Source organism: Roseateles sp. (assembly GCF_039595595.1).
Classification (GTDB): Bacteria; Pseudomonadota; Gammaproteobacteria; order Burkholderiales; family Burkholderiaceae_C; genus Roseateles.
On sequence record NZ_JBCNLG010000002.1, the window covers coordinates 521,673 to 546,800 of the forward strand.

Below are 25,128 nucleotides of genomic sequence, written 5' to 3' on the forward strand. Positions count from 1 at the left end.
ATGGCAACCATTCTTGTTGTTGACGACGAATTGGGCATCCGCGCCCTCCTGTCGGAAATCCTCTCGGACGAGGGGCACACGATCGAACTCGCGGAGAACGCCCAGCAGGCGCGGGCGGCGCGAGAGCGCTCGCGGCCCGATCTGGTGCTGCTGGACATCTGGATGCCCGACGTCGACGGCGTGACGCTGCTCAAGGAGTGGGGCAGTTCCGGCCAATTGACGATGCCGGTGATCATGATGAGTGGCCACGGCACGATCGACACGGCGGTCGAGGCGACGAAGTTCGGCGCGATGGCCTTCCTGGAAAAGCCCATCACGCTGCAGAAGCTGCTGCGCGCGGTGGAGCAGGCGCTGGTGAAGACGACGCCGCGTCCCGCGCCGCCGGCGGCGCCGGTGATCGGCACGGTCGGCATCCCCGCCAGCTATCCGCGCCCTGAAGCGCTGCCGCCGATCTCACAGGGCGTGATGGCGATGCCGTCGGCTGGCCTGGCGCCGGTGACGCCGCTGCCGCACCAGGGCCTGGCGTCGGAGCAGGTGTTCGAGCTGGACCGCCCGCTGCGCGAGGCGCGCGACGCGTTCGAGAAGAGCTACTTCGAGTTCCACCTGGCCAAGGAGAACGGCTCGATGACGCGGGTGGCGGAGAAGACGGGGCTGGAACGCACCCATCTGTACCGCAAGCTGAAGCAGCTCGGCGTCGATCTTTCAAGAAACAAGCGCGGCAGCGGAATTTAGTGTTATAGTCGCGGTCTTCGTTGTTCAGCACGAGTCGCAAGACCCGGAACAGCGGAGACAGAGACCCAGTCTCACGGCCAAGTAGCTCAGTTGGTAGAGCAGCGGATTGAAAATCCGCGTGTCGGTGGTTCGATTCCGCCCTTGGCCACCAAGAATTCTCAAAGAATCAACGGGTTGCACTTATCGGTGCAGCCCGTTTTTCTTTGTGCACATCCCATGTAGCCCCGGTGTAGCGGCGAGTTGCTCCGGACCAGGCGTTCGGCCGGCGCGTCGCTACGCTACCTCCGCAAACCTCGAGCGCGAGCTGCTGCAGGCGATGCTGGCTGGGCGTCAGGAGTCGGCCCCGTCGCGCCCATGATGGGATGCGCCTGCGTCGCTACTTTAGCAGTCGTAGGAACTCGACCGCGAACAGGCGCCACATCGCCGTCCTGATCGATCGGAGCAGCGGCGAGTAGTCCCGAAGCTTGGGGAGTGATGTCGGTGCCACTGTGGTCAGTCCGACTTCGCTGGCGTGTCGGTTCGCTGTCCAGGTGGGCGCGCGCAGCACGCCCAGTCGATTTCGGGCGCGCGGACAACATCTCGCTTTCCCTCTGGATCGGATTCGTAGAGCGGGCAGACTGCGACCAAACAGAAAACGGCGGAGGGAGATATGACCTGCGAGGTGGCGGTAGCGAACCGTTTGGCGATTGCGCTTGCTGCAGATAGCGCAGTGACGACAACGGAATCGGGCAAGACGACATATGCGTCTGGTGCCAACAAGATTTTCCAGTTGGCGAACGACGCACCCGTTGCCATCATGATCAACAACGCTTCCACGCTGACTGGCATTCCGTGGGAGTTGATCATCAAGCTTTACCGCAAGCAGCTCAAAGATAGGACGTTTCCGACGCTCCAAGCGTATTGGGAAGACTTCCTGACGTATCTCAACGAACCGGCGCATGGGCTGCTGACCGCCGAGCTGCGCAGCAACTCCGGTGGAACAGCGATAGCTCTGGCAGCTGCTCAAATAGTGCGGGACGTCGTATCTAAACGGCAGGCGCTCAGCTCCCCCGCTACGCCGGATCCGGATTTGGCGCAGAACTGGGCTGACGGGCTCGCGGAGGTGGAGGCTCTCCTCGGTGCGCTTCCAGTGTCCCCCGCCCTGGAGGTTGCTGAACAGGCGCCGCTGTTGGCCACCCATCGGGCCGATCTGACTAAGCAGGTTGGTGAATACCTTGCGACCGACGACGCGCATCTCGTGCCGCATATTGATGTCGGACGCCTGTTGGAAATAGCGGCTGAATCGGCTTTCAAGCGGCCAGTTTTGGTCGCTACAGGAATCGTTATTGCCGGTTATGGCGAGGATGACTTTCTTCCTGGATTTATCGGGAAAAGCGTTTATGGTTTCGTTGGCAGCCGGGTCATGTGGAAGGATGGCCATTCGGAAAGCGTGAATAACGCAACGCAACCCTCGCTTATCTCCGGTTTCGCACAAGTGGCGATGGTGGAAACTTTCGCGTTGGGAGCGAGTCCCGAGGTGTGGGGAGCCGTCGCGGATGCGTTTGCGAAGCACGCTGCTGACGCAGCCCGAGCAGCTTGCACGGCCTCCGGCGTGGTTGCAGTGGACCCGGCGGTCGTGACAGCCTCCGTCGAAGCGCAGGCGCAGTTGTTCCAGGACAACTGGACGAGTGCCACGATTCGAGCCCACCTGCATCCACTGTTTGCGTCGATCGCGAGTCTCAATGTGGAAGAGTTGGCAGAGTTAGCGGAAACCCTAGTCTTGCTAGAATCACTCAAGGAAAAGGTCACCGCGCGGACACAGTCCGTCGGCGGCCCGATTGACGTGGCTGTCATCACCAAGTCAGAGGGACTTGTCTGGATCAAGCGCAAGCTGTACTTCGATCCTCACATCAACCCACGTTATTTCAATCGTTTACAGCGTAGTTGAGAGGGACATATGGCAAACAACTTCAGGACCGCAGTGGTCGCGGCGATGCAGGCGGGCGGCCTTCCCCAACAGCCGTTGAAGGCGCAGTTCGAGGCGACACAGCAGGCACGACGCGTGGCCGAGACCAGCGTCGGCGGCCTGTCCCGCGAGCAGGCTCAAACCTACTTGGCCCAGCGCAAATCGGTCGAGATTCATTCTCAGGACTTGGCCCAAGCGCTCGCCGCTCGGCGCTGAGTTCAGCGCAGCCTCGCGAGAGCCCGCCACGCGCGGGCTTTTTGTTGCCCGCGAGAAGAGCGCGCGACCTTCGCCGCCGAGCCTGGCCGTGATGCACCGCAGCGCCCGGTGCGCCTGCTCGAAAGTGTGTCGATGACGGCGGACGGTACCTCATCCGGATTGAGTTCGCCCCGCAACGCGAACCACGAATCGGTCGAGCAGCAGCGTCACGGCGTCAACCGTCGCTATCGCCGCGGAGATCCACCCCACCCAAGACCGCAGAAGGCACGACTCGCCGCGTGCTTGGATCAAGGAAGTCGGCAACTTCGGCAGCCCAGCGTCGCCAGACTTCATAGTCCCCCACCGGCTTACCGCCATCCGCGAGCCGTTCGTCCAAGCGCGCCAAATACGACCTCAAGACTTGACCCCGGTGCCAGTCTTCTGCCTCCCCGATTAGCGCCTCGCGCAACGCCCGCTCGGCCTCCTCCGCACGCTTTACCTCTTCCTGTTGCCGACGTTCCGCAAGATGGTGACGCGCACTCTCCTCGCGTGCCTCGCGTTCTTCGCGCCATCGATCGACCGTGGCCATCGAGCGCTGATGCTGCTGCTCAACGGCGGCAAGGATTGCGTCCAACTGCTCTTCCAGCGGCGCGTCTGGTCGTTCGGTCACCTGGGCTTCGCCGAGGCCCTCTTGCTCAATGCTGACGAACAGCCGGCCGGTAGGCGTGAGGGCTCTGACAACGTGAGGCTCCCTTGACCAAGACGGCTGCTCTGAACGCTTGCCGACCTGCATCTTCTCTGCGAGCCGAATAGAGACAAAGGCTCCGTTCCGCGAGGCCTTGAGCCGTTCCCGGCCTGGCTCCAGTTCGACGGCGAACCGCGCACCTTCTAACCTCTTGACGAGAAGCTGCAGCACTCGGAAGGCGCGCTGATATGTCCACAACGAAACGCGCAAGAAGCTCTTCTTGTGGGTCTTGTTGAGAATCAGGCCGTCGTCCAGCAGGAACTTCCAGCTTCGGAATCTAGGGGCCGGTCCCTTATAGGTCCGACCCGGATTGAGCGCTTCCCACTCGAACTTCTCTTTCAGCTGCAGCGCTTCTTTGGCTGCGGCGACATAGTCCGCGACGGGCGCACGGAGCAGTGGATGGAACGGGCCGGCCAAGCTTTGCAAAGCTGACAGGTCGGGCATCGGCATCGTCGGGACAGGAAGTGAAGCCTCCACCTGCTTCCGCAGCTTACGGACGGCAGGGATGGCTTCCTGCTGGCGCAGCGGCGGCAGCGTCGGTCGCTTGATCTGATGGCCGGCGGCAATCTTCGCCCAGTGGCCTCGAGCGGGTAGAGGAACCTGTAGAGCCAAGCATGCCTTTCGCAAGCCCTGGTCGGACAACCCATAGGTTGTACACAGCCTCGAAATGGGCGTTGCCCATACCTGCTCAAAGAGCACCTGTCGATCTAGATCCACCACCCCTCCTTCGCCGGCAAGCGGCTCATCGTCAACAGGCGGAGCATCGTCGCCGCTCGCACATGCTAGACACTCCGTGCGCGCCCTGTTGTACGCTGGAAGCAGCGTGCCGCCATCCTCGCTCGACGAAAGCTGGGAGCATGTGCGCCGCCTGACACATCCAGCATCGCGGGAGAGCGAGCATGAAGTTTGAACTGTTCCAGGACAACGCAAGCGAGTGGCGCTGGCGCCTGATTGCTTCGAACAACGTCGACGTGGTCGCCACGAGTGGCGAAGGGTACAAGGCGAAGGCCGATGCACTCAACGGCATTCGCTTGGTTCGCGCGGTGGGAGACGCGACCGTCGTCTTCGAGAAGAAGTCCGACGGCTCCTGGTTCAAGCACTGAGTTCCGCATCACCGACGAAGCCTAGTCCGCTCTCATCAGCCTGGCGTGGCGCGCTCTCCACGAAATCTCTGAACCAGCTTCTCTCCCCTTCGGTTCGCAGCGTGGAGGGCGGTAGAAGCGTGGACGCCGGCAACGCAGCGGCGGACGCCTCCAGTTCAGACCATAGCCATCCGACCCGATTCGTGGAGAGCTGGCGTGGTGGAGGCATGCGCCCCTCCCGCACCGCCTTCAAGAACGTTGGGACACTCAAGGTCACGGCCGCCGCCGCTTCCTCACGGGTCACCAGCAGCGGCGGTAGCGCTCGCCTGGGTTGGCCGCCGGCCGCTGATTTCACGCATCCCATCCCGCTCCCCGCGCCGTTGAAAGCTTGATCGTGACACCGACCGGGGCTCAGGTCTGCCCGTGGTTGCCCGAGAGACCGGTTGCGACGGGACTGACGGTCAGGCGCGTACCTGACTGCGTACCGCGTACCGATTTCGTCTGCGGCGAAGGACCAATCGGCCCGCTATGTGCCAGCCAGAACCAGGCAGAACAGTTCCGGAACTGCGCACTTACGGCGGGCACCGTCAAGGCCGAACACCAGGATCCATGCGGTCTAGCGGTCAAGTCAGGTGCGAACTTTGGGTTTCGAAACTCTGGGGCTCCCGGATACCGCGGCGTGGGACATCGCGCGAGGGCGACCAACGCTCTGCGGACTACCGCTTCCGGCTGAAAGGGACGGACATCAAGCACGATTCAGAGTCCTGACGAGCAGCTCCGCCGGCCACAGGCCCATGTGTCCACAGCCCATGGTGGGAGTCGCGGCGGACAGTGAGCCTTCGACCACCACCCGCCTCCCGTTGAGACGAGGACAGGCTTCTCGGTCGAATCCAAGTGAGCCAGTCCCGACCCATAGCCAAATCGAGGACCGATACCCATCGGCTCGCTCGTCGGCTGGGAAGTGACTCACACACACGTCTTCAAAGTTGAAACTCAGGACCCCCTCAACGCGGATGTCCAGACCGTCCAGCTCAGGGAGGCGAGCCAGAGCTTCGTTGACCGTCAAGTGGTAGTCCATGGGGGCTGAGCCTACTTCAACTTGGTCCGCTTCCGCTGCAGAGCGGTGATGAACTGGCCGGCCGGCACCGCACTGCATTCCCACGAGTGCAACCTGGGGGTGTAACCACGCGGTGTAACCTCGGGCCGCCGTCGCTGAAGGGTCGCGTAGCACATCACGGAAAGTGCAACCATGACCTCGATCGATCGTCGACGCCTCGAAGACGTGTTACCCGAACTGACTGGCCTAGTGACGCGCCTGGTCCAGGCTATGGAGCAGCGGTCCGCTGTACTGACGCATCCCGAACTCGCGGCGCTCACAGGCTATAAGCGAGCCGCAGACCAACTGCGCGAGTTGCACGAGCGCGGCTTCAGCCGGGCCTACGTGCGCGCCGGCGTCGTGGTTCTCGAGCGGCCTCACTTTGAGGTTGTGCGCCGCGGTGCAATCGAGAAGCCACGCTTCAGGGTGATTCCTCCGGTCGTGAAACCGCGCAAACCTCCGCGGGCTTGATAAGGCAAGGCGTACCGGACCGCTTCCCGCCGACCTCCGTCGGGGAAAACCGTCTGCCCAAAATTGCGCAGACGAGAAGCAAGCGGTCTCACTGCTGGAGGAGCCGCGACTTCTGCGCCTCAAACTCCGCCTCTGTCAGGGCTCCGGCCTGCTTGAGCGCGAGCAGCTTCTGGATCTCGTCGGCGACGGAACGTGCACTAGCGGGCTTCGCCACCGCAGTCGACAGCGCGCGAATCTCTTCGAGCTGCCGCTCATGCTGTCGCTCGCTCTCCAGCTTGCTCTTCCGGTCCGCCTCGCGCTTCTCGCGCTCCTCTTCATCGCGCTTGGCGAGATTCGGGAGCACTAGCACTGCAACGAATCCGATCAACGGGGATAGCACTACGGATAGAAGACAAAACCCTACGCCGCTTCTCCCACGCTCGGTTGCCAACCAGCCAACGCCAATCGCGAGCAGCGCCCATACGACCACGAATTCCATGCCTCACCCCTCCGCTTGTTGTGGCTAGTTCATAGCATAGGAACGGGACGGCTGCCTCCCACAGATTGAGGATGCCGATCGAAGTGCTCCGCCGGCATGGCGGCAAGTTGCTGGCAACGATCGGCCGTGGCGCGTGGAATATCGTTCTCAGACAATGCCTACTGATACTTGGTCTCACGCTTGGACGAGGTTGCATCCGTGCGCTCACCTGGGCTCCGCTCAACCTGACGTAGCAGTTCACCGCACCGACGCTCTGCGCGCACCTTGATCTCCGTCGCCATCTGGATCAGCGCCGAGTCCTTGGCCTGACGCGCATAGGCGGCCAGCACCTCTGCGTTGGCGATGCATTCTCCGCAGAGCTACGGGGATTGCGCGGGAAAGCCACGGGCACTTAAATTTGCGCCCACTCCGGCCTATTGATGGCCCTCAGCATCAAGCCTGCGGGCGCTATGCTCTGCCGAAACACTAATGGGAGCGAGCGAATGGAGAGGTTTTGGGCTGATGTCGTGACGCCTTACTGGTGGGCCTCAGTAATCGTCGCGGGGATCGTGGGAAATGGCATCGCGAGCTGGTTCTTCGGAAAGGTGAAGGCAGCTATCGAATGGGACAAAAAGACGACCGCCGAGGAGCACACCGCCCGTAAGCGCAAGTTGGCACGACACGTCGTCTATTGCCATCGAGACCCTCGGCTGGCTCCCATGCTGGCTGCCCGGAACCGGCACTACATGATCCGGGCCGTCCTCTATTCGGCTTTCGCAGTTCTCATGGTTGGGGCTCTAGAGTATGGACCGAAGGGCGATGCTCCCCTACTCCCCATATTGAAGTGGCCGGTGATGGGGGTGATTCTCCTGTTCGCGGCCGCCGCCTTGTACTTCGCAAAGACGGCCATCTTCTGCGCGGAGGTCTTCGAGGCATACACCGACGACCTTCTCCGTGCCGGCGTGGCGACGGATGCGGAGATCGACGACCAAATCGCGAAGAAGCTGCCCGCTCGGGCTCCATGATCTGGCCGCTTGAGCGAACGCATCACCGTTGATCGCCGCGGCGCGCAGCTTCCTGGCCAGCTCGCTCTCCTTCCCCGTGGATACGGCCGTTGGATACGTCGCGCTTGGAGACCAGCGCATCGGCCTTGGCTTGGATCTTGGACTGGAGGTCTCTCTTCCAGCCGTCCTTCTTGGCCACGCTCACAAATCCTGAGAGTGATTAGCTAGCGGTTCTTGCCCTTGAACATTCTGGCTGTTCCGCACGTTTAGGCGTCGGCAACTTACTCGGCCTTACGACGCACGCAAGCCCTTGTTTTGCTTCCGGTTTTTCGTATTTCACCGATGAGAAACGCGCAACGCTGGCGTGTCAGGGAGCCTCGACGCGCTCAGCGCGCCTGACCATGCAGTGAAGGCAGATCAGAGCCTTCTTTCCGCCGACAGGCTTGCCCGCGGCGTTGACTAGGACGCCCACGCGGGTCTCAATGAACTCGCTCGCTCCGCAGCGGCGGCACACCAGCATGTGTCGCGGCGCGCTGGCAGCGACTCGCCGGCGGATCTTGTCGGCGGGCGTTTCTTCGGGCTGATCTGCCGGCGGAACGAGCGAAAGGGCCATATCAGCCGTCGTACGCCGGACCAGCCTTCTCCATGCTCTTCAGCGCTCCCTCCGCAGCCTGATCTATGCGAAGAAGACACGACCGCATTGCTTCGATCAAGCCAAATTCCTGAGGGTCGACCCGGTCATCGAGGATCGTCAGGATCGCATGGCAAGCCTCCGAGGCGACCTGCGCGGTACCGAGGGCATCCCGCAACAACTGCAGCACTTCCGGCGATCCAGCCGCCCGTGCGGCGCGCGCTGCGCGCCGCTCCTCTGCAAATTGCGGGCGTGCCGGACGGGAGATTGCAGGGCTGATGACTTCGTCCATGTTGGTTCTCCTTAGGGCCAATTTAGAGAGCGGCCTTCGCGCGCTGACGCACGCAGTCGCGCTTGATGGAGGCGGCCAGGCCCAGTCGGCCAGCGATGGCCTTCTTCACCTTGCCTTGCGGCGTAGGGATGCGGTTAGCTTCCTTGGCTTGGCGGGCGACATCAATGTTGATGATTTGGGCCATGGCGTTCTCCGTGTGTGTGGATGAAATATAGATTCCACACATTGTGGATGTCAAATAGATTCTTTGTAAAGAATCTGTTTGATGTCCACAATGCAGCATGGCCACTGATCGACACCAAGCCCCGTCCTACCCGCTTCGTCTTGACGAGGAACTTCGCGCGCAGCTGCAGGCGGCGGCGGATCAGCATCAGCGTTCACTGAATGCGGAGATCCAGGCTCGGCTGAAGAAGTCGCTGGAGCTAGATGGCCTCGGGGGAAGCAAGGCGACGCTCACCGCGCGCTTGCTCAAGGCGCTGGCTGACGCTGACGCCATCGCACGCCAACTCGCAAACAAGCCCGGCTGACGAACTGAAGAGAGTTGTGACGCTCGGCGGCGCAACTCATCGAGAGTGCTTTGAGCTACGACCCGCGAGGGCATTCGTTCCGAACGAGGTGCCGACCGGTCTTCAACCTCGAACCGATCCTCGTAGACAACGCCACCGCTACTGCGGCAGCAGCAGCGGCTTTTGCATTGAGCGCGAGCGCGAGCGCGTTCGAGCGAGAGGTGGTGCTGGGAGGCTCCCGAAGCCACGCAGAATCTCCGCGGCGCGCATCGGCGGACGGTGGACGGAGCGCGTGGAATCAGCACAAGCGCTTTCGGTTTCCGGCCTACTGCGACCCGGGAACTGCGGCGCGCCCAAGTCGCATCGAGAACGAGTCTAGCAAGGCTCTCTGCGGGGCCAGGCACCGAAGTGCGAAGCCCGCGCGAGCAGAGCCTCAGAGCGGAGCTCTAACGAGCGTATTCGTGGATATCGGCTGGATACCGAGACAATCTTGGGGATCAGGCCCGCGTTAGAGCCGATCAGTCCCCGCTCCATCGGCCGCTGATTCCATCGAATTCAGCCTTGTAGGTTGCAACGTCGACGCGCTGCCCCTGAAAGTTGACGAATCCTGTGCCGCGAAGCTGGATCGACGCATACCTCTCCAGCGGTTGCCCGAACTTGAATTGACTCAATTGGTCCTTCAGGTACTTTGATACGACGCTGCGACGGTAGGTGTTGCCATCACTCATGAACGTCAGATCCACTGTGATGTTGACGACGAGGTTGTCGGAGTACGGGGTCAGCGTCGCCGCGGTGAGCGTCGCGAACTTGGCAATCTCAGCGCGCTGAAGTACGGCCATATAGTCGGCTTGCATCTCGGCGACTCGTCGCTTCCGCGCAGTCTGTGCATCAACTGCATCGAGATCGACGAGTCGCGGCTTGCCGCGCTCCGCTTCCGCAGCTTTCTCCGCCTCCTCACGTACGCGTTGTTCCCTCTCGAGGATGTCGATCAGGTCCTTGATATACAGCTCCTTGCCGCGCAGAATCGCTGCACTCTCGCCGTTTGATCGAGCCCGATCAAACCGGCGCTTCAAGATGAGCTGCTGATCGCCGCCAATCGCGCCGACGACCGAAACCACCTCCCAACCGAACCGGCCGAGGATGTCCAGACTCCGTTGCAACTCGGATCCCTCCTTGCCATCGGGCAAGCCGAGAGCTCTGTAGGCCAAGGTTTTCTGTGGCCCGCCGAAGAGCGTCTTGCCATAGCTGACCACAACGTACTCCCAAGCCTGGTCACTCGTCTGTGGAACAGTTCCAGTAGCGGCACCGGCCGATGGAAGTGCACCCTTTTGCTGCGCGAGCGCGGGGCCGGCCATGACGATAGAAAGGCCGCACACCGCGGCCATGCGAACTAGTTTCATCCCTCTGTCCCTTTGATTCGCAGGCAGCGTCACTGTCCGCCTTGCCGGACGATTATGAGCAGACCGTGCCACCTGGAAATGCCGAGGGTTCCGCGGGGGTAGATGCCACTACAACCAAAGACTGAAGTGCAACGGCAACGGCTACCGTGACCGAGCCATGACTGATCTCGCGGACCTGCGCGCGCAGCAGCAGGCTGCGGCGCACGAGCAGCAACGTTCGCTGAATGCTGAGATCCAGTCGCAGCTAAGGAAGTCGCCGGAACTCCGCGTCGTCGGTGGAAACAAGATGGCGCTCACCGCTCGCCTGCTCAAGGCCCTGGCTGATGCTGACGCCGTAGCTCGCCAGTCCGCCAATAAGCCAGGTTGACGATCCGATGTGTGCGTCCGGCCATCTCACGACATGTCGCGGGATGCCCTAGAGCAAGCTCGCCAGCAGGGCGTCCGTCCTGACCGCGTCGGTCTGATCGAAGAAGTCGGCCGGCTGCGGCCGGATCAACGCCATGGCACCCTCGACCGGCCCCGTCAGCCACGCCGCCCAGTCCTCGGGCTCGACGTGGACGACGGCGCGCTTGTCCGCCGGCAGCTTCGGATCAGGCGCCACTGGCCGAACTCGCCGCCCTCACTGGGCTGGAGGGTCTCCTGGGGCTGGCCCTTTGCGGTCTTCTTCGTCATGGTGCCCGATATTGCTACCCGGCAACTTCGCCCCCTCCCCGGCCCTTCCGCGCCCCTCCTCGTCGAGGATCATCTTGCCGTAGGCCGTGAGCAACTCCGTCCTGCCAGCCCGAGTGAACTGGCCTTCCGAATCGACCAGCCCTGCCCGCTTCAGGAAGTGCGCGACAGTTACGACGCCAGGCGACGACGAAAGCTTCTCCGGCATATTCAGGCGACGTTCCAGGTCGTGGATCGCCGGTTCCAGCCCCTCCTTCTCGGCGGTCCTCATGAAATCGGTCATCTTCAGCAGCGATGTGAGCTGGCCCCTCGTCACGACCGACCCCGGCCTTGCACTATGTGACATTCGGACGACTTCCCCGACGGCGAAGTGGTTCGCCTCACCACCTCCCCACCAGCGAGGTGACGTCACAAGGTGAGGCGCCGTTTTCGACCAGATGGCCCCCAGGTGCCGGGAAACGTCGTCGAGCTTGGATAGGGCGACTTCCTTGGCCTCCTCCGGGGACTTCTCCGACGAGATCGTCTCCGCCACGGCTTCGATGCTCTTTTCGATGGCCGTCATCGCTGGCGCGATGGTTGCCTGCTGGGCCGCCTGCTGTGCGGCGACTCCAGCCTCGAAGTCGCCGTACTTGAAGCGGTTGAGCCGGCGCACCGCGATTGCCGCGCTAACCAGGAACCGGCGGAGCTGCCGGCGGTACAGCACGAAGCCCAATCCGATGAGGCCCGGCCACGCCAATGACCTGACGACGTCCGCAATGAACTCCAGCGGGCCCATGCCGCCGGGACCGAAGATCTGCTCTGCTGGCATCTCGCACTCCCTTTGGCGCCGGATGCTATCTGCTCATCAGCCGTTGCGAAGCGCGGCCATATGGCCCAGTCGCCACTTCGTCACCTTGACCAGGCCTTGACGGACTTTCCGAACGCCTGGCAGCCGTATCCCCCAGGTATCCCAGGGCAGCTCCAGTTGATGCGATGTGAAGGCCGCCCTTCCCTGTCAAGGTTGACCCAAGGTTGACGGTTCCGCCGCTTGCCTGAGGGATACGGTCGAATGCCGTCAACCTGGCAGTGCGCACTAACCAGCGCGCTAACCGCCAAACGCTAACCGGCGCGCGCCAGTGAATCGTCAGTCGACCCTCACGTTGATCCGTGCGTCGCGCTGGGCGACAGTTGGTCATGGACAGGGAGAAAGAAGAAAAGACCCCGGGCAGTTCGGCCCGGGGCAAAACCTCAAACACCCGCGGCGTCAGATCGCGGGTCGGCTCTCTTGAGGTGGAGGGATTCAATGCCGAGGAGTGGAACCGGGCCGGAGATTCGGCCAGACGGCTCATCGCCTACCTACTTTGGTCTGCACAGCACCAGCCGGCGAAGTGGTCCCGACGGAGACCGCTGACCTAACCCGGCGCGGCCGTTCTTGTGGAAACCAGCCCTGGAAACCAAGGCTGGAAACCGCCCGGCCGACCTCAGCCACGCCCAAATGTCGACTCGCGACGCTGATCTCGCTGCACGGCAGCCTGGACTTGCTTGACGATGGTCGGGACTAGGGCTGCAACCTCATTGCGTGTCACGCCCTGGCCAATGTTCACGTTCACGTTGACCGCAGGTCCGGCTTCAGCCGCCGGGCGCACGGTGCCGCCCTGACCTCCGGTGAGCAGGTAGTCCTTCCCCCCCACCGTGGCGACCTCCGGACGGCTCTCCTCGTTGATGCGGTAGACACCTCCGGCCGACACCGGTCCGCCGATAGCGCGACCTCCGCGAAGCACGTTCGGAAGAATCGTGTCGCTCGTGATGCCAGAGGTGGCGTTTCCAGGGCTCACAGAGATGCCTCCGAAGAACGACCCAGCCAAGCCGAGGACACTGCTGAAGATGGAACTCGTGACGCGCTGCGCCTCGACCCGAAGCAGATCGGCAATGATCGAATTCGCCAGGCTCTTGAAGTTCAGCTTCCCTGTCGTCGCGAACGTGACAAGCGCGTCCTCCATGCTCTTGGCAGCGTTACCCCAGACCTGCTCCATCTGCTTGGCGGTGTTGGCTGCGTTGTCGGCGTAGTTCGCTAGGGCCTCGCTGGCGCCCACCGTCCAGTCCTGCTCTCGTGCCGTCCTGGCGTCGTAGTACTTGTCCCACTCAGTCAGAGCCTTCTCGCGGAACTCGCCAATGAGGCTGAGTTGGTCCTCGTACTTCTTGCGGGCGTCAGAGTTGAACTTGCCTTCCAGCTCGAGCAGTTGCTTGTTGTTCTCCAGCGCGCGGCGCTGCTGGTCGTAGCGATCCTCGATCTGACTGCGGCCCTGCTCGCGCTGGCGTGCCTGATTGCCTGCGCCCATCAGCGCAAGTTCCCGGTTCTGAGAGCGCGTCAGGGTGTCGAGATAGTCCTGAGCTGACTGGCGCGCCTCCTGATACGCACGAGCCGCCGCCTGGGCAGCGGAACTCTGCTGCATTCCAAGCGTCACCGTCGCAGCCCCAGCCTTGGCATTGATCTGCGCGATCTGCGCGGCGTTGTCCTTGATCTTGTCCTGGTATCCGATGCGCTCGGCAGTGGTGATGTTCTCTCGGCGTGATGCCAGCTGAAGCGCCGCGTTCTCGTCGTTCAGCGCCTTCACTTGCGCGTCACGATTCAGGTTGATGAACGCACGCTTGGCATCGTAGTATTCGCGGTCAGCGATCAGCCCCGCCTGTCTGGTCGCGTCAAGAATCGACTCGGCGTCCTGGTAGGAGGAGGTGAGCGTTGAAAGCGTGCGCTGGATCGACTGCACGCTCGACGCGGAACGCGCAGCGGCAATGCCGGGATCGAACTGGTCCTCAAGACTCTTGAGTAGCGCCTTGCGCTGCTCTGGCGTTGCCTGCGCCTTGTCGAGCAACTTGTTCGCGTCGTCGATGGCCTTGTCATAGCGAGCCTGCCTCCCCTTGCTCGCTGTAATCTGATCGTTGAGAGTCTTGCGCGTACGCTCGAGCTCGGCTGAGTCCGCCTGCGCCTTCGCCGTATCCTCGGCAGCCTTCTTCTGATCCTGAAGCGCCTGGAGCGCTGCACGGGCCTGCTCAGTTTTCCCGCCGAAAAGAGCGTTCAGCGGATTGAACCCGGTCATTCCACCTGAGGTACCGGTGATTCCGGACCAGAAATCGTAGGTTTCCTTCGCCTTCGTCAACTGGTCATCAATCGACGGCGTTCGGCCAAGCTTCTGAAGTTCCTCCACATAGCCTGAGAGCTCACGCTTTGCGGCTCCCCACACCTTCTCAAGGGTGCTCACGTTCTCGCCAGCCTCAAGCAGGCGACGATTGAATGCGGTCATCGTGAGAATTACCGCCTCATCACCGCGTTGTTGGTCCTCCAATTGGCGGATGTACTTCAGTTGCTCCGCGCTGAGGAAGTTGTACGACTTGTTCATGCGCTCGGCCCAAGCCGAGGCGCCATCAGCGACCGATCCGAAGTTTTTGACGACCTCCTCGGTCGACTGGCCGGTCACCTTTGCGAAGGAGGCCGCCGCTTTGGACGTGGCCTCCAGCGCATCACCGCTCAACTGCCCCCCAGCGGCAACGCCCTGGAGGATCTCTCTGCTGGATGAGATTGTGGTGCGGGTAGAGGTTGCGATCGACTCGGCCAAGCTGTTGAACTTGCCTTCCGTCAAGCCTGCGGCGTTGCCGGTCAGAACCAGCATCTTGCGCAACTCATTGCTCTGCTGAGAGCCCTGGTAGGCTGCCGCGGCGACGCTCGCGATAGCTCCTACTACGCCAGCGGTTGCGATGCGAGAGAGAGTGAACACCGACGAGAGCGCCGCGAACGTGTTTCCGAGACCACCAAAAGTCCCGCTCAGCTGCGAACCCTGCTGAATGATGGCTTGGATCGGAGATTGACCCGATGCGATCTGGACGAACAGATCATTCAGCTGGAAGCTCAGTTGCTGGGCTTCGTGGGCCGTGAGCTTCATGCCTGCACCGTACGTGCGCGTCTTGTCGTTCGCGGCCTCGATGCGCTTGATGTACGTGTCGGCGTCTCCGGAGACGCCCAGTTGCGCGGCTCGGTAGCGCAGGATCTCCGTGGCCGACATGCCGAGCGTGTCCGCCTGCTGTCGCAGCGAATCCAGGAAGCCAGACTGCGCACGCTCAGCAGCGAGCTTCTCCTGCGCCACCTTGCGTAGCGCGTCGGCTTCAGCCGCAGCGGCGTCCGCCGCTGCCTTCTGGGCCGCGCGCTGCTGCGTCAGCTTCGTGATGAGCGGATCCGCAGCATCGGTGACGCCAGCCTGAGCGGCCCGATACCGCAACAGTTGATCGACCGACAACCCGAAGGTGCCGACCTGGTCGCGCAGCGAGTCAAGCAGTCGATCGCCGGCATCGCCCACCTTCTTCGTGGACGCGGCCAGATCCTCGTTGGCTCCGCTAGCCTTGGACATCGCGGCCGCCAGCGACAGCGTCGCGCTGGCGGATTCCTTGACGATGGCCTCAAGGCGAGCGACTGCGGCCTGCGTGGCTTGCGCCGCGCCAAGCATCGCCTGCTGCATGGCCTCTGCCGCGCTCCCGGCTTGATTGGCCGAGTTCGTGAGTTGGTCCAGGTCCTTGTTCGCCGACTTGACCTCAGAGGTGTCGACGCCTAGACCGAGGGTGGTGATTTCGTCAGCCATCGTTGTAGCCAGTCTGTTAGTTCGAATCGCCCGCAACAATGCGGGTGGAAAGGGTCAGCCCGGCATCGGACACGTGCACGCGCAGAACTAATCCGTCGGTCGCGATGCTGGGGTGCCTCTGCCGCGCTTGGCAGAACTGCTTCAAAGGAAGCGCGTCAAGCCCGACCGCTGCAAATTCCGATGCGGTCTGTGGCGTCAGGTCCTCGAACCATGGGGTGATCAGGAAGCCAGGGACGATGGGATCGGTCATTTGGAACTCGTCCAACTCCGGATCAAAGGAGAAGATCGCAGCTCTGATGCGCCCTCGCGACTTCGAGAATCCGCCAACGATCCCCTCGGGATACCGAACGCCTTTCTCTGCTGGCGCGTGGGTCGGGCGGATGTCCCTTCGGTGCTGATCAAAGACGGCCCGGAGAAGCGCGTCGAACGCATCCATGAACTCGTCGAAGTCCTTGTGAGCCATGAGCTCAGCTGCCAGCGATAGCCCCGTCAGGAACGATTCGTCGCCCCGTGCAGCGACGACCGCACCGTAACGCGCGACAACGTGCACCCTAGGCCCCGGCTCGAGAGCCTCTTCGAAGGGTGTTCCATCGGTGCGCGTTCCAGCAAGCTTCCATCCCGAGGCTCCGGCTTCGACGATGAGCGTGCGGGAATCGCAGAAGGAGTTGAGGATGGTCATGCACACACCTCCGGGGCGGTGAGGACGGCTGGGGACATGTGTCCTCCTCAGCGCGAGCTCGCGCCGTCGGTCTTCGCGGCAGTTCGCCGCATGAAGTCAGCGATGGCTTGACGCCGGACATCACGGTCAGCGGATGCCAACGGCCAACGCTGGTCGTGCTCGCGTTGGCGCTTCTCTGCTTCGATCTCGGAGGGGGTTTGGGGACGGTTGTTGGTTTGCATTGCGTTTAATGGATTGGGTTGATGAACGTCGGGACTGCGCAGAACTGCGCGGTCATCCTGTGTCTGGGGCCGTGCGTGTTGGATACGGCTCACCGTCTTCTCCCAGCCCGGACTCGCCGAGGATCGCGGGAACCTTCATGCCTCGGTCTCCTTGCGCGCCGTACGCCGGTAGCTGGGCCAATCGAACTTCACCAGAGCATGGGTCTGGCGCAGTCGATCGAAGGTGCGCTCGCCCAGCGAAGACTTGAGCCCTTGCGCATCCTGGTTCGTGATGAGGATCGATGGCCGCACCTCCGCATACCGCCGGTCCAGCACATCGAACACGATGTTCTGCTCGCCCTCGGTACCGTACTGCACGCCGACCTCATCGATCACCAGCAGGTCGATCTCCGATCCCAGCAGCCGAAGGACCTCGCGCTCGGTGCGCTCCGAATTGCGCGACCACGTCTCGCGGACCATGCGGATCATCCCCATGCAGGTCACGTACTGCACCCAGCGGCCCGAGCCCATCAGCGCGAGCATCGCGGCCGAAGCGAGGTGCGTCTTGCCGGTGCCGGGCTTGCCCGAGAGGATCAGGCCACTTCCCTTCGACGCGTAGGCGACGAATCCTTCGGTGAAGTCGCGGACGACCGTCAGCGCTCGAAGCTGCACCTCGTCCGCCGCGTGGAAGGACTCGAAGGTCCGGTCCTGGAACCGCAGCGGGATGCAGGTCTGGCCGATAGCCTCTTGGCGCTCGCGTGCCAGCCTGTCCGCCTGCCGGCGGCGCTCCTCGTCGCGCTGCTCGCGCTCGGCGGCCTGCTGGCACTGCGGGCACTGCAACCAGATCTCCCGCTTCCAGGCCTCCAGGCGGAACCCCTTCGACCCGAACTCCCCGTGCTCCGGGCATACCGCGTCCTTCGTGCCCAGGTCCGTGCGCGACGAGAGCGCCGCGCGCGGGCTTGGAACGTCGTCAGTTGAGCGATCCGTCATCGCCGACCCCCTTGCTGTAGTCCAACTCATCGAAGCCGGAATGGCGAGAAGGGCGGCTTGCCGGCGTGCCTCTTGCTCCCTTGAGCGGGAACACTCCGACCCAGGAGTTCTGGATCGACTGCTCCAGCACTCGCTGCGGCTCTTGGCCCTGCTCGCGCAGTTCTCCCAGCTTCTTGACGATCAGGCGCGATGCCGCCGACGTCATCGGCTTGCGCATGGACTTCCGCATCTGCTCGAAGTCGCGCCACGTGTCCTGAGAGATCCAATCGGGAAGGACCAACGAATCGTCCCCACACTTGCGTGCCTTTACGGGTACATGGTGGTTCACTAACGGTTCTATGGTGGTTAGGGTCGCATCGGTGCGACCCGTCTCGTGCATGGGTGCGACCCCTTGCGCGCATCCATGCGACCCCTCTTGCGCGCCGGCGCTACCCGTCGCATCTATGCGACCCGTCGCACTGACGCCACCCGTCTCGGCCAGGGCTGCGATGCGCTCGAGGTGAAGGCGATAGTGCGGAGCCATGCCGGGCTTGCCGCCCGCACCGTTGGCGACCACCGACAGCAGGCCCTGCTCCATGAATGAATGGACGATTCGCTGCGCCTGGCTGCGGCTGATACCGACCTTCTCGGCGATTCTGGACATCGATGGAAAGAGACTGCCGCCCCGGTCGTCGCACCAGTCCGCCATCACGGCCGCGAGGAGCTTGTTGGTCGGCGGTCGGATGGGTGCATCGAAAACGATGGAAAGTGCCTTGACGCTCAAGCGGCCTCCCTCGGCTGATGCCCAGCCTTCCAGGCGGCGACCTTGGCTTGTCCGCGGTCGGTCAATCGCCAGCGGCCGATACGCGCCACTTCGCCATCCACATCAGTAACGTCAACGAATTCGGTGATCAACTCGTTTGCGGCGCTGAGGCCACGGGCGCGCAGCTTTGCAACCACGTCGGGCCCGTTCGCTGCTCCAGCGATCCTGCGGACGTGAGCGTTCGTGAGCGGGGCGCCTGTCATGAGAGCCGCCAAGACGCGTTCCTGCCGCGGACTCTTCGGACCTAGGAATGGCGTGTCAGCCGGCGACCCATCGGCGTTGAAGAGCGGACGTTGGTCGATGTCGCTCATCGCGCACCTCCCAGGTCCTCGAGAAGTCGCTCCGCCTGCTCAACTTCGCGCAGCGCGCGGGCGCGGCCGACGGAATCGACCAGCAGGAAGCCTTCGTCGGTTCGATGAAGTGCCAGACCCAGCAAGGCGAATCGAGCTTGGAGGTCGCGGAGATTCCGGAGGCTCTTGCGTTCGGCGTCGGTCTGTGGAAAATGAAGGCGTTCGACTTCCTGATGGCCCGGCGCCGCTGCAACGGCTGACCGGGCCTTCCCATTTCTGGCGAATGCGTCGGGATCAACGCATCCGGCGATGACGCCGGGAAGGACCTCTCCGGCCATCAGGCGGAGACTCCCAGCACACGGCGGATGTCGGCCATGGGCCACGCGAGGCGGCCGCCGACTCGCCGCGGTTGGAGTGGGCCGCTGTCATAGCAGGCCCAGACGCGCAACGTCCGGGGCTTGCGACTCAGGTAGTAGGCCGCTTGCTCCGTAGTGACAGTGGGTCTGGTTTCTTGGTCAAGCGCCGGGAACAACGAGGTGCCATGGGAGGCTGCAGTCGTCGCGGTGACCTGGTGGGTATCGTTGAACATCGGAAACATCCTTCGCCTGCTCGGCGTTGCTTGGATGGTTCCGAAGTTTTCATTCCCCGATTTCCCGGGACGTTCCCTCGACTCCCTGGGGAAACGGAAGACTTCACTACGTCTTGCGGAGAGCGAGCTTCAGTTCCTTCATCCAGTTCTCGATGGTCTTCGAGCTCACTGCTTGAGGGATTTGGCGGACGACCAGCTTTCCGCGGTCGCTGCCGACGCCGATCTCAAATGGGCAATCTGGGTCATCATTCGCCGCCGCCTCAAGTGCCCTGAATAGCTCCTTGCCGGTCAGCGTTGGCCGGCTTCCGAGCACGTGTAGAACATAGGGCTTCACAAGATTTCGCCAGTTCTTGAAGGAGGCACTCTCCTGAGAAGGCAACTGCTGGGGCGACGCCGAATGCGTCAAGGGGTTGGGGGCGCCCTCTTCGGATGCAATAGCAGGGTCGCTCAACGCACCAGGCGAAAGGCGCTTGAGCTCTCGGTACTTCGAGATACCTCCCTCCTCTCTGATCGTCATCACAGCGACGGCATCGACGAGTTCGAAATAAACGTGGATGCCGGCGCCGCGAAGGAACAGAACTCCGTCGGCTGGCGACATCAATGGCGGTGTGCCTGGAACGCACATTGCTAGCGCGACGCGTCGGTTCATTGCCTCTCGGGTCTCGTGCCCCCAGCTCACCCGTTGCTCTTCGCTCGAACAGATAGTTGCCGCCTGCACGAGTGCCTCAAGGTCCCACATTCGAAGCGTCGCCAAGTCGCTGCATGCGAGCGAGACGCGAGCTTCATCGATCGAACAACCGTGGCTCCATCGAATCTCCTCGTGGTCTTCGCACAGGAGCAAGCCGCGCAGAATCTCTGAACCGATTCCGTCCAGTAAGTCCTTCGCGCGGACCGGGCGAGTAGCTGGGCGCGACGCCCATTCCCACCCATCAGCAGATTGATCTTCGCCCACAGCACGCCCTAAGTGCTTCCCTATTGAGGTACCCCGGCAGGCGGGCAGGGTTACCCGCTCTTCGGTTCGCGGGCCTAGCCGGGGCATGACTGTGGTCCTACGCGGGTGCTCCTGTAGCCAAACGCGGACCGTGCTGAACAGCATGTTCTTCAATCTCGATACCGGCCTGCTCAAGAATCCAGGCTTCAATCTTCACGTGATGCACCCGCAGGAGATCAAGCGGCCTGCGCTTGTAGTGCTTCTCCGCGGTCGCACTCGGTTTGTGTCCCTGGATCTGAGCCACGACGCCGGCCGGAATCTCCAGCCACTCAGTCAGGCTCGAGAAGCTGCGACGAAGGCCGTGAAGGGTCAGGCCGTCAATCCCCGCCGCCATGCATGCCCTCGAGTGCGCTGCCCGTGGCTCCGAAATGTGCCCCGACACGCTTCGGTCGACCAGCGGATCCACCTCGGCCGGCAGACCAGCCGCGGCGCGTCGACGCCCACGGCGTTGGACGTGGTGATCCTCCATGCTCACCGCTCGGAGGCTTGCAAAGACCCAACCATTGCGCTTTGGAAGGCTGGCCAAGAGGCGCTCCACGTATGGCGTCAGCGGGATGACCCGCTCCCCCTCAACCTTGTCCCTGATCGTCAGGCTCTTCCAAAGGAGGTCAACGTCCTCCCATTTCAGAGTGAGCACTTCGCCTGGCCTCGCGCCAACGAGAAGCAGCGTCTGGAGATAGGCGGAGATCGTTGCATTGGGGATGCTCTGAACTTGCTCAAACCAAGCCGCGAGTTGGCCACGCTGCAGCACGTCGTCCTTCGCCCCAGGGCGCCCCGCTGCCTCCTTCGCCTTCCGCGCATTGGCCGCGGCCACGTGGACCCGCCCCCTGAGGTCCTGCTCCTCTTCGGCCCAGCGCAAGAATGCCTTCAACAAACGCAGCGCGAGGCGCACACGAGCTGGCCGCTCAACCGCTTCCCTCACGGCCCACTGCTCAACTGCTTGGGGTGTTAGATCGACAAGCCGCAGGGCCATCAGGGGAGCCAGCGGGCCTGGCTTCGTCACCACGCCGGGCATCCGCTTTCTGGGTGCTCCTCCGGACTGAGTCATCTTGGCATGGTCGGCATAGTTGCGGTCACCCCAATGTGGTCGCCGGTCCGCGAGGTATCGCCCCCAAGCTTGGCCGACGGTCAGCGCGTTCGCCGCATCCTCCGCGGCGCGCGCCTTCCTGTCCGCCTGAGTCTTTCGATCGAGGTCCCTAGGATCGGTCCCTGCGTCCTTCAATACTGCGAGCCGACGCGCCTCGATGCGGGCCTCGTCGATCGTCCAGGACCGGACATCGCCGATCGTGCGACGCATGTTCCTCTGGTTGACCTTGGCCTCGAAGACGAAGCTTTTCGCGCCCGCGGCGGTGACTCGAACCCGCAGGCCTGGAGCCTTGGTGTCGCGAAGGAATGCCTGTGTCTTTCCCGTCGGACAGATCAACCGGTCGATGACGCCAGTGGTCAACTCTGCCGGCTGCGTCAGGTCAAGAGGAGAGCTTTTGGATGGACGTGCCATGAGTGCCACCGAGTAGCGCGGCCTCTATGTAGCCGCCATGTAGCCGATTCGAATGCATTTTGATGCACACGGATGATAACAGAAACTGTACATATGAACAGTACGAACACGGCAACTCATTGATTCGTATAGGAAGCATGAACGTCGCCGCACATCCATGCACGTTGAGACGCGAGGATTGAAAATCCGCGTGTCGGTGGTTCGATTCCGCCCTTGGCCACCAGAATTCATGAGTGCCATCACGCACTTGCAAAAAGCCCCGCGTAGTTCGTCTACCCGGGGCTTTTCTACTATTTGATCCGCTTGTCTACAAATCGGAGCAGCCATGAGCAACCGCGTGAGGCGCACTCCTGCTGAGCTACGTGAAGCGCTCCATGAGCAGGTTTCAATGTTGCAGCTGGCAGTCGAGAATTTCGACGGGGGGGCGATAGTTGCCGGAAAGCAGATCGCGGCGGTTTTGAGAACGCTCCTCTATGCGCCGAACACCAACCGAAAGGGCAACAGGACTAGCCCACTTCTGCACCAACTGAACTTGGTGCGGCATCGGTTCTTGAATACCGCAACATCCATTCGTGCTGAGCATCTGAGCGTCATTGGAAATCAGCGTCCGAAAGGGCTGATTCCAGCGTGCGGCTTGGTCAACCTGGTCTTCTGGCCGGGAGGAGCCGCCTTCTATGCGCCGCTTGACAATCGGGAGCCGGCAAGGTTTCCGAATGCCCCTTACTCCGATTGGTGGACCAGTCCCGTATTGCGTGACACGGGCGGCAACTTGGCCAGCCGCCTAGATCTCGTTTCGCATGTCGCCTCGACGGACGGAGGCGCTCACGTTGACGCAGAGCTCGATAAGCACTTTGTCGGCTGGAAGTCTGGGGTTTCGCTCGGCTGGAATGTGAGCAAGAACGGCATGCCAGCAACCCCGATCAAAAACATCGAATTGCATTGCATGCGGCAGATCGCGCACGACGTACTGAGGACGTTGAGCGGCGTGGCACCATGGGCTTTTGACAAGGCGTACGCCTATCCACAACGCCCAAGCCACCCAGAGGGCAGCTCCTGGTTTGACGACGGCGTAGTCTTGGTCGGCGGTGCAACCTTCGGGCTGGAAGGCACGTCAGTGGTGCTCAGCTCCGATGCATAGCGACAGGCCGACCTCGCCCTATCGGAGCGGAAGAACGCGCTCGCCCATTCGAGCCCGCACATAGTGTTCAGTCATGTCGCGATTTCGATGACCGAGCAATTTTTGCGAGTGCGCAAGGTCCCCGGTGTCAGTCGCGGCCTTGGCACGGATGTCCCGAAACTGGAAATCCACACCGGCCGCACGCCGCGCTTTGTCGAAGCGTGAGCGTAGAGCAAATGTGCCCAGCGGCTTCCCGTCATCGTCCTGAATCAGCCAGGCACTTAGGCGCTCGCGCGGTCTGGCGTCGATGCGTTCGATCAACGCAGCCAGCTCGCCCGTCACCTCAATGGCACGCTTGGCCTTCGTCTTGTTCTGCACGATCCACAACGCCCCGTCCCGCAGGTCCTCGCGCTTGATCTTCACCACGTCCGCCGGCCGCTGACCGCTGAGAAGCGCCAGGTCCATCGCATCGCGCAGCGTTTGGTCTGCCTGCTCCCACACGGCCCGGAACTCCTCGTCGCTGACATAGCGCTCGCCCCCTACGATTTCCCCATCGTCGTTGAACTTCAACTTCGTGCCGATGTTCGCCGGCACCTCGCGGGACAGACGTTGTGCCAACTCAGCCAATGGGACTGCGGCGAACTCCTCGTCCGAGAGATCCGGGAAGCTTGACCTGATCTTGTCCTGCACATCTTGAGTGAGCAGGAGGCCCATCATCTTGAGGCCGGCGAGACGCTCGTCCCCAAGCGTGTGCCCCCCAACGAATTCGCAAGGTTCAGCAGGGCGTCGCGTTCGTGATCCCGTAGCACCATGACGAGAAACGCAACTTGGATGGCCGCCTTGATAGCTCGGCGCTTGGTCCGCAGCCCTTCAAGGGCAGCGTGGGAAGTCTGGAATGGGTGTTCGGACCCGTAGATCAGATGGTTCGGCGTGACATGCAACGCCTCGCAAAGGATCCGCAGCTCACGCGTGCCTGGACGAGAAGATCCACTTTCGTAGCCCACGATGGCGGTCCGCGACACGCCCTTTTCGTCAGGATCGGACCACTTGGAACGGACGCTCACCTGCTGCTGGGTCATTCCCTTCGCTTCGCGCGCCTCGCGAAGGCGGCGGCCAATCGCGGCATCGCTCGTGTCTGCGGCCGGGGGTTTCGCGCTGATCGTCCTTCGGGGTGTTCTCCATCGGTCCTTCCCTTGACGCGGCACGCGTCGGGACGGCCATTGTCGAAGCACCCGCCACTCGGGCTGCGCACATCAGAGGCATCTACAAGACCGCCGCGCCTGTGCTGATCTGCGCCGCTCGCGGGGACGAATGCAGATCCGATAAGAGCGCGCAACCTCGCCTAAGTGCCTGTCACGACTCGACTTCCGCCGAGATTGAAAATCCGCGTGGCGGTGGTTCGATTCCGCCCTTGGCCACCAAAGATTCGAAGCCCCTGATTCCGAACGGAGTCAGGGGCCTTTTGCTTGTGAACATTCGTCCGGCGCAGACGGCTTGAAGCCCCAACTTGCTTCGGCCCCTTCTCTTAGGCTAGCTAGGCTACTTATACCAAGGGGTTCGTGCTCCAGAACGAGTGATTGACGATCGCCCGCAGATTCGCGAACGTATATCCCCCACGTCGACTAAAGAAGGGCGCAAGATGACCCATCGTCGAGCCATCGATGTCCTGGCCGCCTTTTGGGACGGCAAGCTGCCAGTGGATGTGGTGGCGATTGCTCAGAAAATGGGCGCGCATGTGTTCTCCTCACCAGACCTCGGCCCCCTCAGCGGAAAGATCGAATTAGTGGCCGGTCTTCCACACATTTATTGCAATAGTTCTGAGTCGACCATTCGCCAGCGATTCACCATCGCCCACGAGATCGGCCATCTGGCGTTGGGACATGTATCCCCCGAATGTGCTCAGCATCGCGAGGATCCAGCTTCCAATTTCTCCGGTGTGCTCTCTCCGATTGAGCGTGAGGCGAATGCATTCGCTGCGCAATTACTGATGCCAGAGAACGTTCTCGAATATGCCGGGCGGTCTCAAGTTTGAACCGCAACACCTGTCATTGAATTGATACTGGAGCCTGATGCGCATTTGCCAAGGTGAGCGCAAAGGCCTGAAGCGGCGTGTTCCATCCGAGCGTCTGTCGCGGTCGGG

Annotated in this window: 29 protein-coding genes and 1 tRNA gene; 11 read left to right on the plus strand and 19 right to left on the minus strand. The window is 62.4% G+C overall.

The window, feature by feature from the left end:
- The 4 genes from ABDW61_RS05055 (at position 1) to ABDW61_RS05070 (ending at position 2,893) form a co-directional block, all read left to right on the plus strand.
- Positions 1–732: a response regulator gene (locus ABDW61_RS05055; protein ID WP_343636808.1), complete on the plus strand. Its 732-nt coding sequence runs from the start codon at positions 1–3 to the stop codon at positions 730–732.
- A 75-nt stretch (positions 733–807) separates the two neighbouring features.
- Positions 808–883, plus strand: a tRNA-Phe gene (locus ABDW61_RS05060).
- Positions 884–1,381: 498 nt separating this feature from the next.
- Positions 1,382–2,659: a hypothetical protein gene (locus tag ABDW61_RS05065; RefSeq protein ID WP_343636810.1), complete on the plus strand. Its 1,278-nt coding sequence runs from the start codon at positions 1,382–1,384 to the stop codon at positions 2,657–2,659.
- Between the two features lie 9 nt (positions 2,660–2,668).
- On the plus strand, positions 2,669–2,893 hold the full coding sequence (locus ABDW61_RS05070; protein WP_343636812.1) for a hypothetical protein: 225 nt from the start codon (positions 2,669–2,671) through the stop codon (positions 2,891–2,893).
- A 214-nt stretch (positions 2,894–3,107) separates the two neighbouring features.
- Here the strand turns inward: ABDW61_RS05070 and ABDW61_RS05075 are convergent, their stop codons facing one another.
- On the minus strand, positions 3,108–4,334 hold the full coding sequence (locus ABDW61_RS05075) for a hypothetical protein (protein WP_343636814.1): 1,227 nt from the start codon (positions 4,332–4,334) through the stop codon (positions 3,108–3,110).
- Positions 4,335–4,516: 182 nt separating this feature from the next.
- Between ABDW61_RS05075 and ABDW61_RS05080 the strand changes: the two genes are divergently transcribed.
- Positions 4,517–4,720: a DUF1508 domain-containing protein gene (locus ABDW61_RS05080; RefSeq protein ID WP_343636816.1), complete on the plus strand. Its 204-nt coding sequence runs from the start codon at positions 4,517–4,519 to the stop codon at positions 4,718–4,720.
- Between the two features lie 1,228 nt (positions 4,721–5,948).
- On the plus strand, positions 5,949–6,266 hold the full coding sequence (locus ABDW61_RS05085) for a hypothetical protein (protein ID WP_343636819.1): 318 nt from the start codon (positions 5,949–5,951) through the stop codon (positions 6,264–6,266).
- 88 nt (positions 6,267–6,354) lie between these two features.
- Here ABDW61_RS05085 and ABDW61_RS05090 read toward each other — a convergent pair whose 3' ends face one another.
- Positions 6,355–6,744, minus strand: coding sequence for an SHOCT domain-containing protein (locus tag ABDW61_RS05090; protein WP_343636821.1), 390 nt, complete (start codon positions 6,742–6,744; stop codon positions 6,355–6,357).
- A gap of 419 nt (positions 6,745–7,163) precedes the next feature.
- Between ABDW61_RS05090 and ABDW61_RS05095 the strand changes: the two genes are divergently transcribed.
- A complete protein-coding gene (locus ABDW61_RS05095; RefSeq protein ID WP_343636823.1) occupies positions 7,164–7,748 on the plus strand; it encodes a hypothetical protein in 585 nt (194 codons plus the stop codon).
- Between the two features lie 22 nt (positions 7,749–7,770).
- On the opposite strand, the gene ABDW61_RS05100 is transcribed toward ABDW61_RS05095, so the two are convergent.
- The 3 genes from ABDW61_RS05100 to ABDW61_RS05110 form a co-directional block, all read right to left on the minus strand.
- Positions 7,771–7,926 carry a hypothetical protein gene (locus ABDW61_RS05100; protein WP_343636825.1) on the minus strand — a complete coding sequence of 52 codons (156 nt, stop codon included), beginning with the start codon at positions 7,924–7,926 and terminating at the stop codon, positions 7,771–7,773.
- A 415-nt stretch (positions 7,927–8,341) separates the two neighbouring features.
- Complete coding sequence (locus ABDW61_RS05105; RefSeq protein WP_343636827.1) at positions 8,342–8,650, minus strand: hypothetical protein; 309 nt, start codon at positions 8,648–8,650, stop codon at positions 8,342–8,344.
- 22 nt (positions 8,651–8,672) lie between these two features.
- Positions 8,673–8,834 (minus strand): hypothetical protein, encoded by a 162-nt coding sequence (locus tag ABDW61_RS05110; protein WP_343636829.1) that lies wholly within the window; start codon positions 8,832–8,834, stop codon positions 8,673–8,675.
- A 97-nt stretch (positions 8,835–8,931) separates the two neighbouring features.
- Here ABDW61_RS05110 and ABDW61_RS05115 point away from each other — a divergent pair, with 97 nt between their 5' ends.
- Positions 8,932–9,177, plus strand: coding sequence for an Arc family DNA-binding protein (locus ABDW61_RS05115; protein WP_343636831.1), 246 nt, complete (start codon positions 8,932–8,934; stop codon positions 9,175–9,177).
- Between the two features lie 497 nt (positions 9,178–9,674).
- On the opposite strand, the gene ABDW61_RS05120 is transcribed toward ABDW61_RS05115, so the two are convergent.
- Positions 9,675–10,556 carry a hypothetical protein gene (locus tag ABDW61_RS05120; RefSeq protein WP_343636833.1) on the minus strand — a complete coding sequence of 294 codons (882 nt, stop codon included), beginning with the start codon at positions 10,554–10,556 and terminating at the stop codon, positions 9,675–9,677.
- A gap of 157 nt (positions 10,557–10,713) precedes the next feature.
- Between ABDW61_RS05120 and ABDW61_RS05125 the strand changes: the two genes are divergently transcribed.
- A complete protein-coding gene (locus ABDW61_RS05125) occupies positions 10,714–10,923 on the plus strand; it encodes a hypothetical protein (protein ID WP_343636835.1) in 210 nt (69 codons plus the stop codon).
- Between the two features lie 48 nt (positions 10,924–10,971).
- On the opposite strand, the gene ABDW61_RS05130 is transcribed toward ABDW61_RS05125, so the two are convergent.
- From ABDW61_RS05130 to ABDW61_RS05180, 11 genes are all read right to left on the minus strand, one after another.
- Complete coding sequence (locus ABDW61_RS05130) at positions 10,972–11,157, minus strand: hypothetical protein (protein WP_343636837.1); 186 nt, start codon at positions 11,155–11,157, stop codon at positions 10,972–10,974.
- Positions 11,158–11,175: 18 nt separating this feature from the next.
- Positions 11,176–12,033: a hypothetical protein gene (locus tag ABDW61_RS05135; RefSeq protein WP_343636839.1), complete on the minus strand. Its 858-nt coding sequence runs from the start codon at positions 12,031–12,033 to the stop codon at positions 11,176–11,178.
- A gap of 652 nt (positions 12,034–12,685) precedes the next feature.
- Positions 12,686–15,832: a phage tail tape measure protein gene (locus ABDW61_RS05140; protein ID WP_343636841.1), complete on the minus strand. Its 3,147-nt coding sequence runs from the start codon at positions 15,830–15,832 to the stop codon at positions 12,686–12,688.
- Between the two features lie 16 nt (positions 15,833–15,848).
- On the minus strand, positions 15,849–16,511 hold the full coding sequence (locus ABDW61_RS05145) for a hypothetical protein (RefSeq protein ID WP_343636843.1): 663 nt from the start codon (positions 16,509–16,511) through the stop codon (positions 15,849–15,851).
- Positions 16,512–16,558: 47 nt separating this feature from the next.
- The gene (locus ABDW61_RS05150) at positions 16,559–16,732 is read right to left on the minus strand and encodes a hypothetical protein (RefSeq protein WP_343636845.1); all 174 of its coding nucleotides are present in this window, start codon (positions 16,730–16,732) and stop codon (positions 16,559–16,561) included.
- 135 nt (positions 16,733–16,867) lie between these two features.
- Positions 16,868–17,701: an ATP-binding protein gene (locus ABDW61_RS05155; RefSeq protein ID WP_343636847.1), complete on the minus strand. Its 834-nt coding sequence runs from the start codon at positions 17,699–17,701 to the stop codon at positions 16,868–16,870.
- Positions 17,682–18,464, minus strand: a complete 783-nt coding sequence (locus tag ABDW61_RS05160; protein ID WP_343636849.1) for a helix-turn-helix domain-containing protein — start codon at positions 18,462–18,464, stop codon at positions 17,682–17,684. Before ABDW61_RS05160 ends, ABDW61_RS05155 begins: the two co-directional genes overlap by 20 nt.
- Entirely contained in the window at positions 18,461–18,814 is a 354-nt protein-coding gene (locus ABDW61_RS05165; protein ID WP_343636851.1) for a hypothetical protein, read from the minus strand. The genes ABDW61_RS05160 and ABDW61_RS05165 overlap by 4 nt, the downstream gene beginning before the upstream one ends.
- Complete coding sequence (locus ABDW61_RS05170) at positions 18,811–19,131, minus strand: hypothetical protein (protein ID WP_343636853.1); 321 nt, start codon at positions 19,129–19,131, stop codon at positions 18,811–18,813. Before ABDW61_RS05170 ends, ABDW61_RS05165 begins: the two co-directional genes overlap by 4 nt.
- Positions 19,132–19,488: 357 nt before the next feature.
- Positions 19,489–20,031, minus strand: a complete 543-nt coding sequence (locus ABDW61_RS05175) for a hypothetical protein (protein ID WP_343636855.1) — start codon at positions 20,029–20,031, stop codon at positions 19,489–19,491.
- Between the two features lie 400 nt (positions 20,032–20,431).
- Positions 20,432–21,871: an integrase family protein gene (locus ABDW61_RS05180; RefSeq protein WP_343636857.1), complete on the minus strand. Its 1,440-nt coding sequence runs from the start codon at positions 21,869–21,871 to the stop codon at positions 20,432–20,434.
- A 325-nt stretch (positions 21,872–22,196) separates the two neighbouring features.
- On the opposite strand from ABDW61_RS05180, the gene ABDW61_RS05185 reads away from it, so the two are divergent.
- A complete protein-coding gene (locus tag ABDW61_RS05185; RefSeq protein ID WP_343636859.1) occupies positions 22,197–23,009 on the plus strand; it encodes a hypothetical protein in 813 nt (270 codons plus the stop codon).
- 18 nt (positions 23,010–23,027) lie between these two features.
- On the opposite strand, the gene ABDW61_RS05190 is transcribed toward ABDW61_RS05185, so the two are convergent.
- Positions 23,028–23,705, minus strand: a complete 678-nt coding sequence (locus ABDW61_RS05190) for a tyrosine-type recombinase/integrase (RefSeq protein ID WP_343636860.1) — start codon at positions 23,703–23,705, stop codon at positions 23,028–23,030.
- Positions 23,702–24,220, minus strand: coding sequence for a helix-turn-helix transcriptional regulator (locus ABDW61_RS05195; RefSeq protein WP_343636861.1), 519 nt, complete (start codon positions 24,218–24,220; stop codon positions 23,702–23,704). Before ABDW61_RS05195 ends, ABDW61_RS05190 begins: the two co-directional genes overlap by 4 nt.
- Before the next feature lie 407 nt (positions 24,221–24,627).
- Here ABDW61_RS05195 and ABDW61_RS05200 point away from each other — a divergent pair, with 407 nt between their 5' ends.
- Positions 24,628–25,020 carry an ImmA/IrrE family metallo-endopeptidase gene (locus ABDW61_RS05200; RefSeq protein WP_343636863.1) on the plus strand — a complete coding sequence of 131 codons (393 nt, stop codon included), beginning with the start codon at positions 24,628–24,630 and terminating at the stop codon, positions 25,018–25,020.
- Positions 25,021–25,128 lie beyond the last annotated feature (108 nt).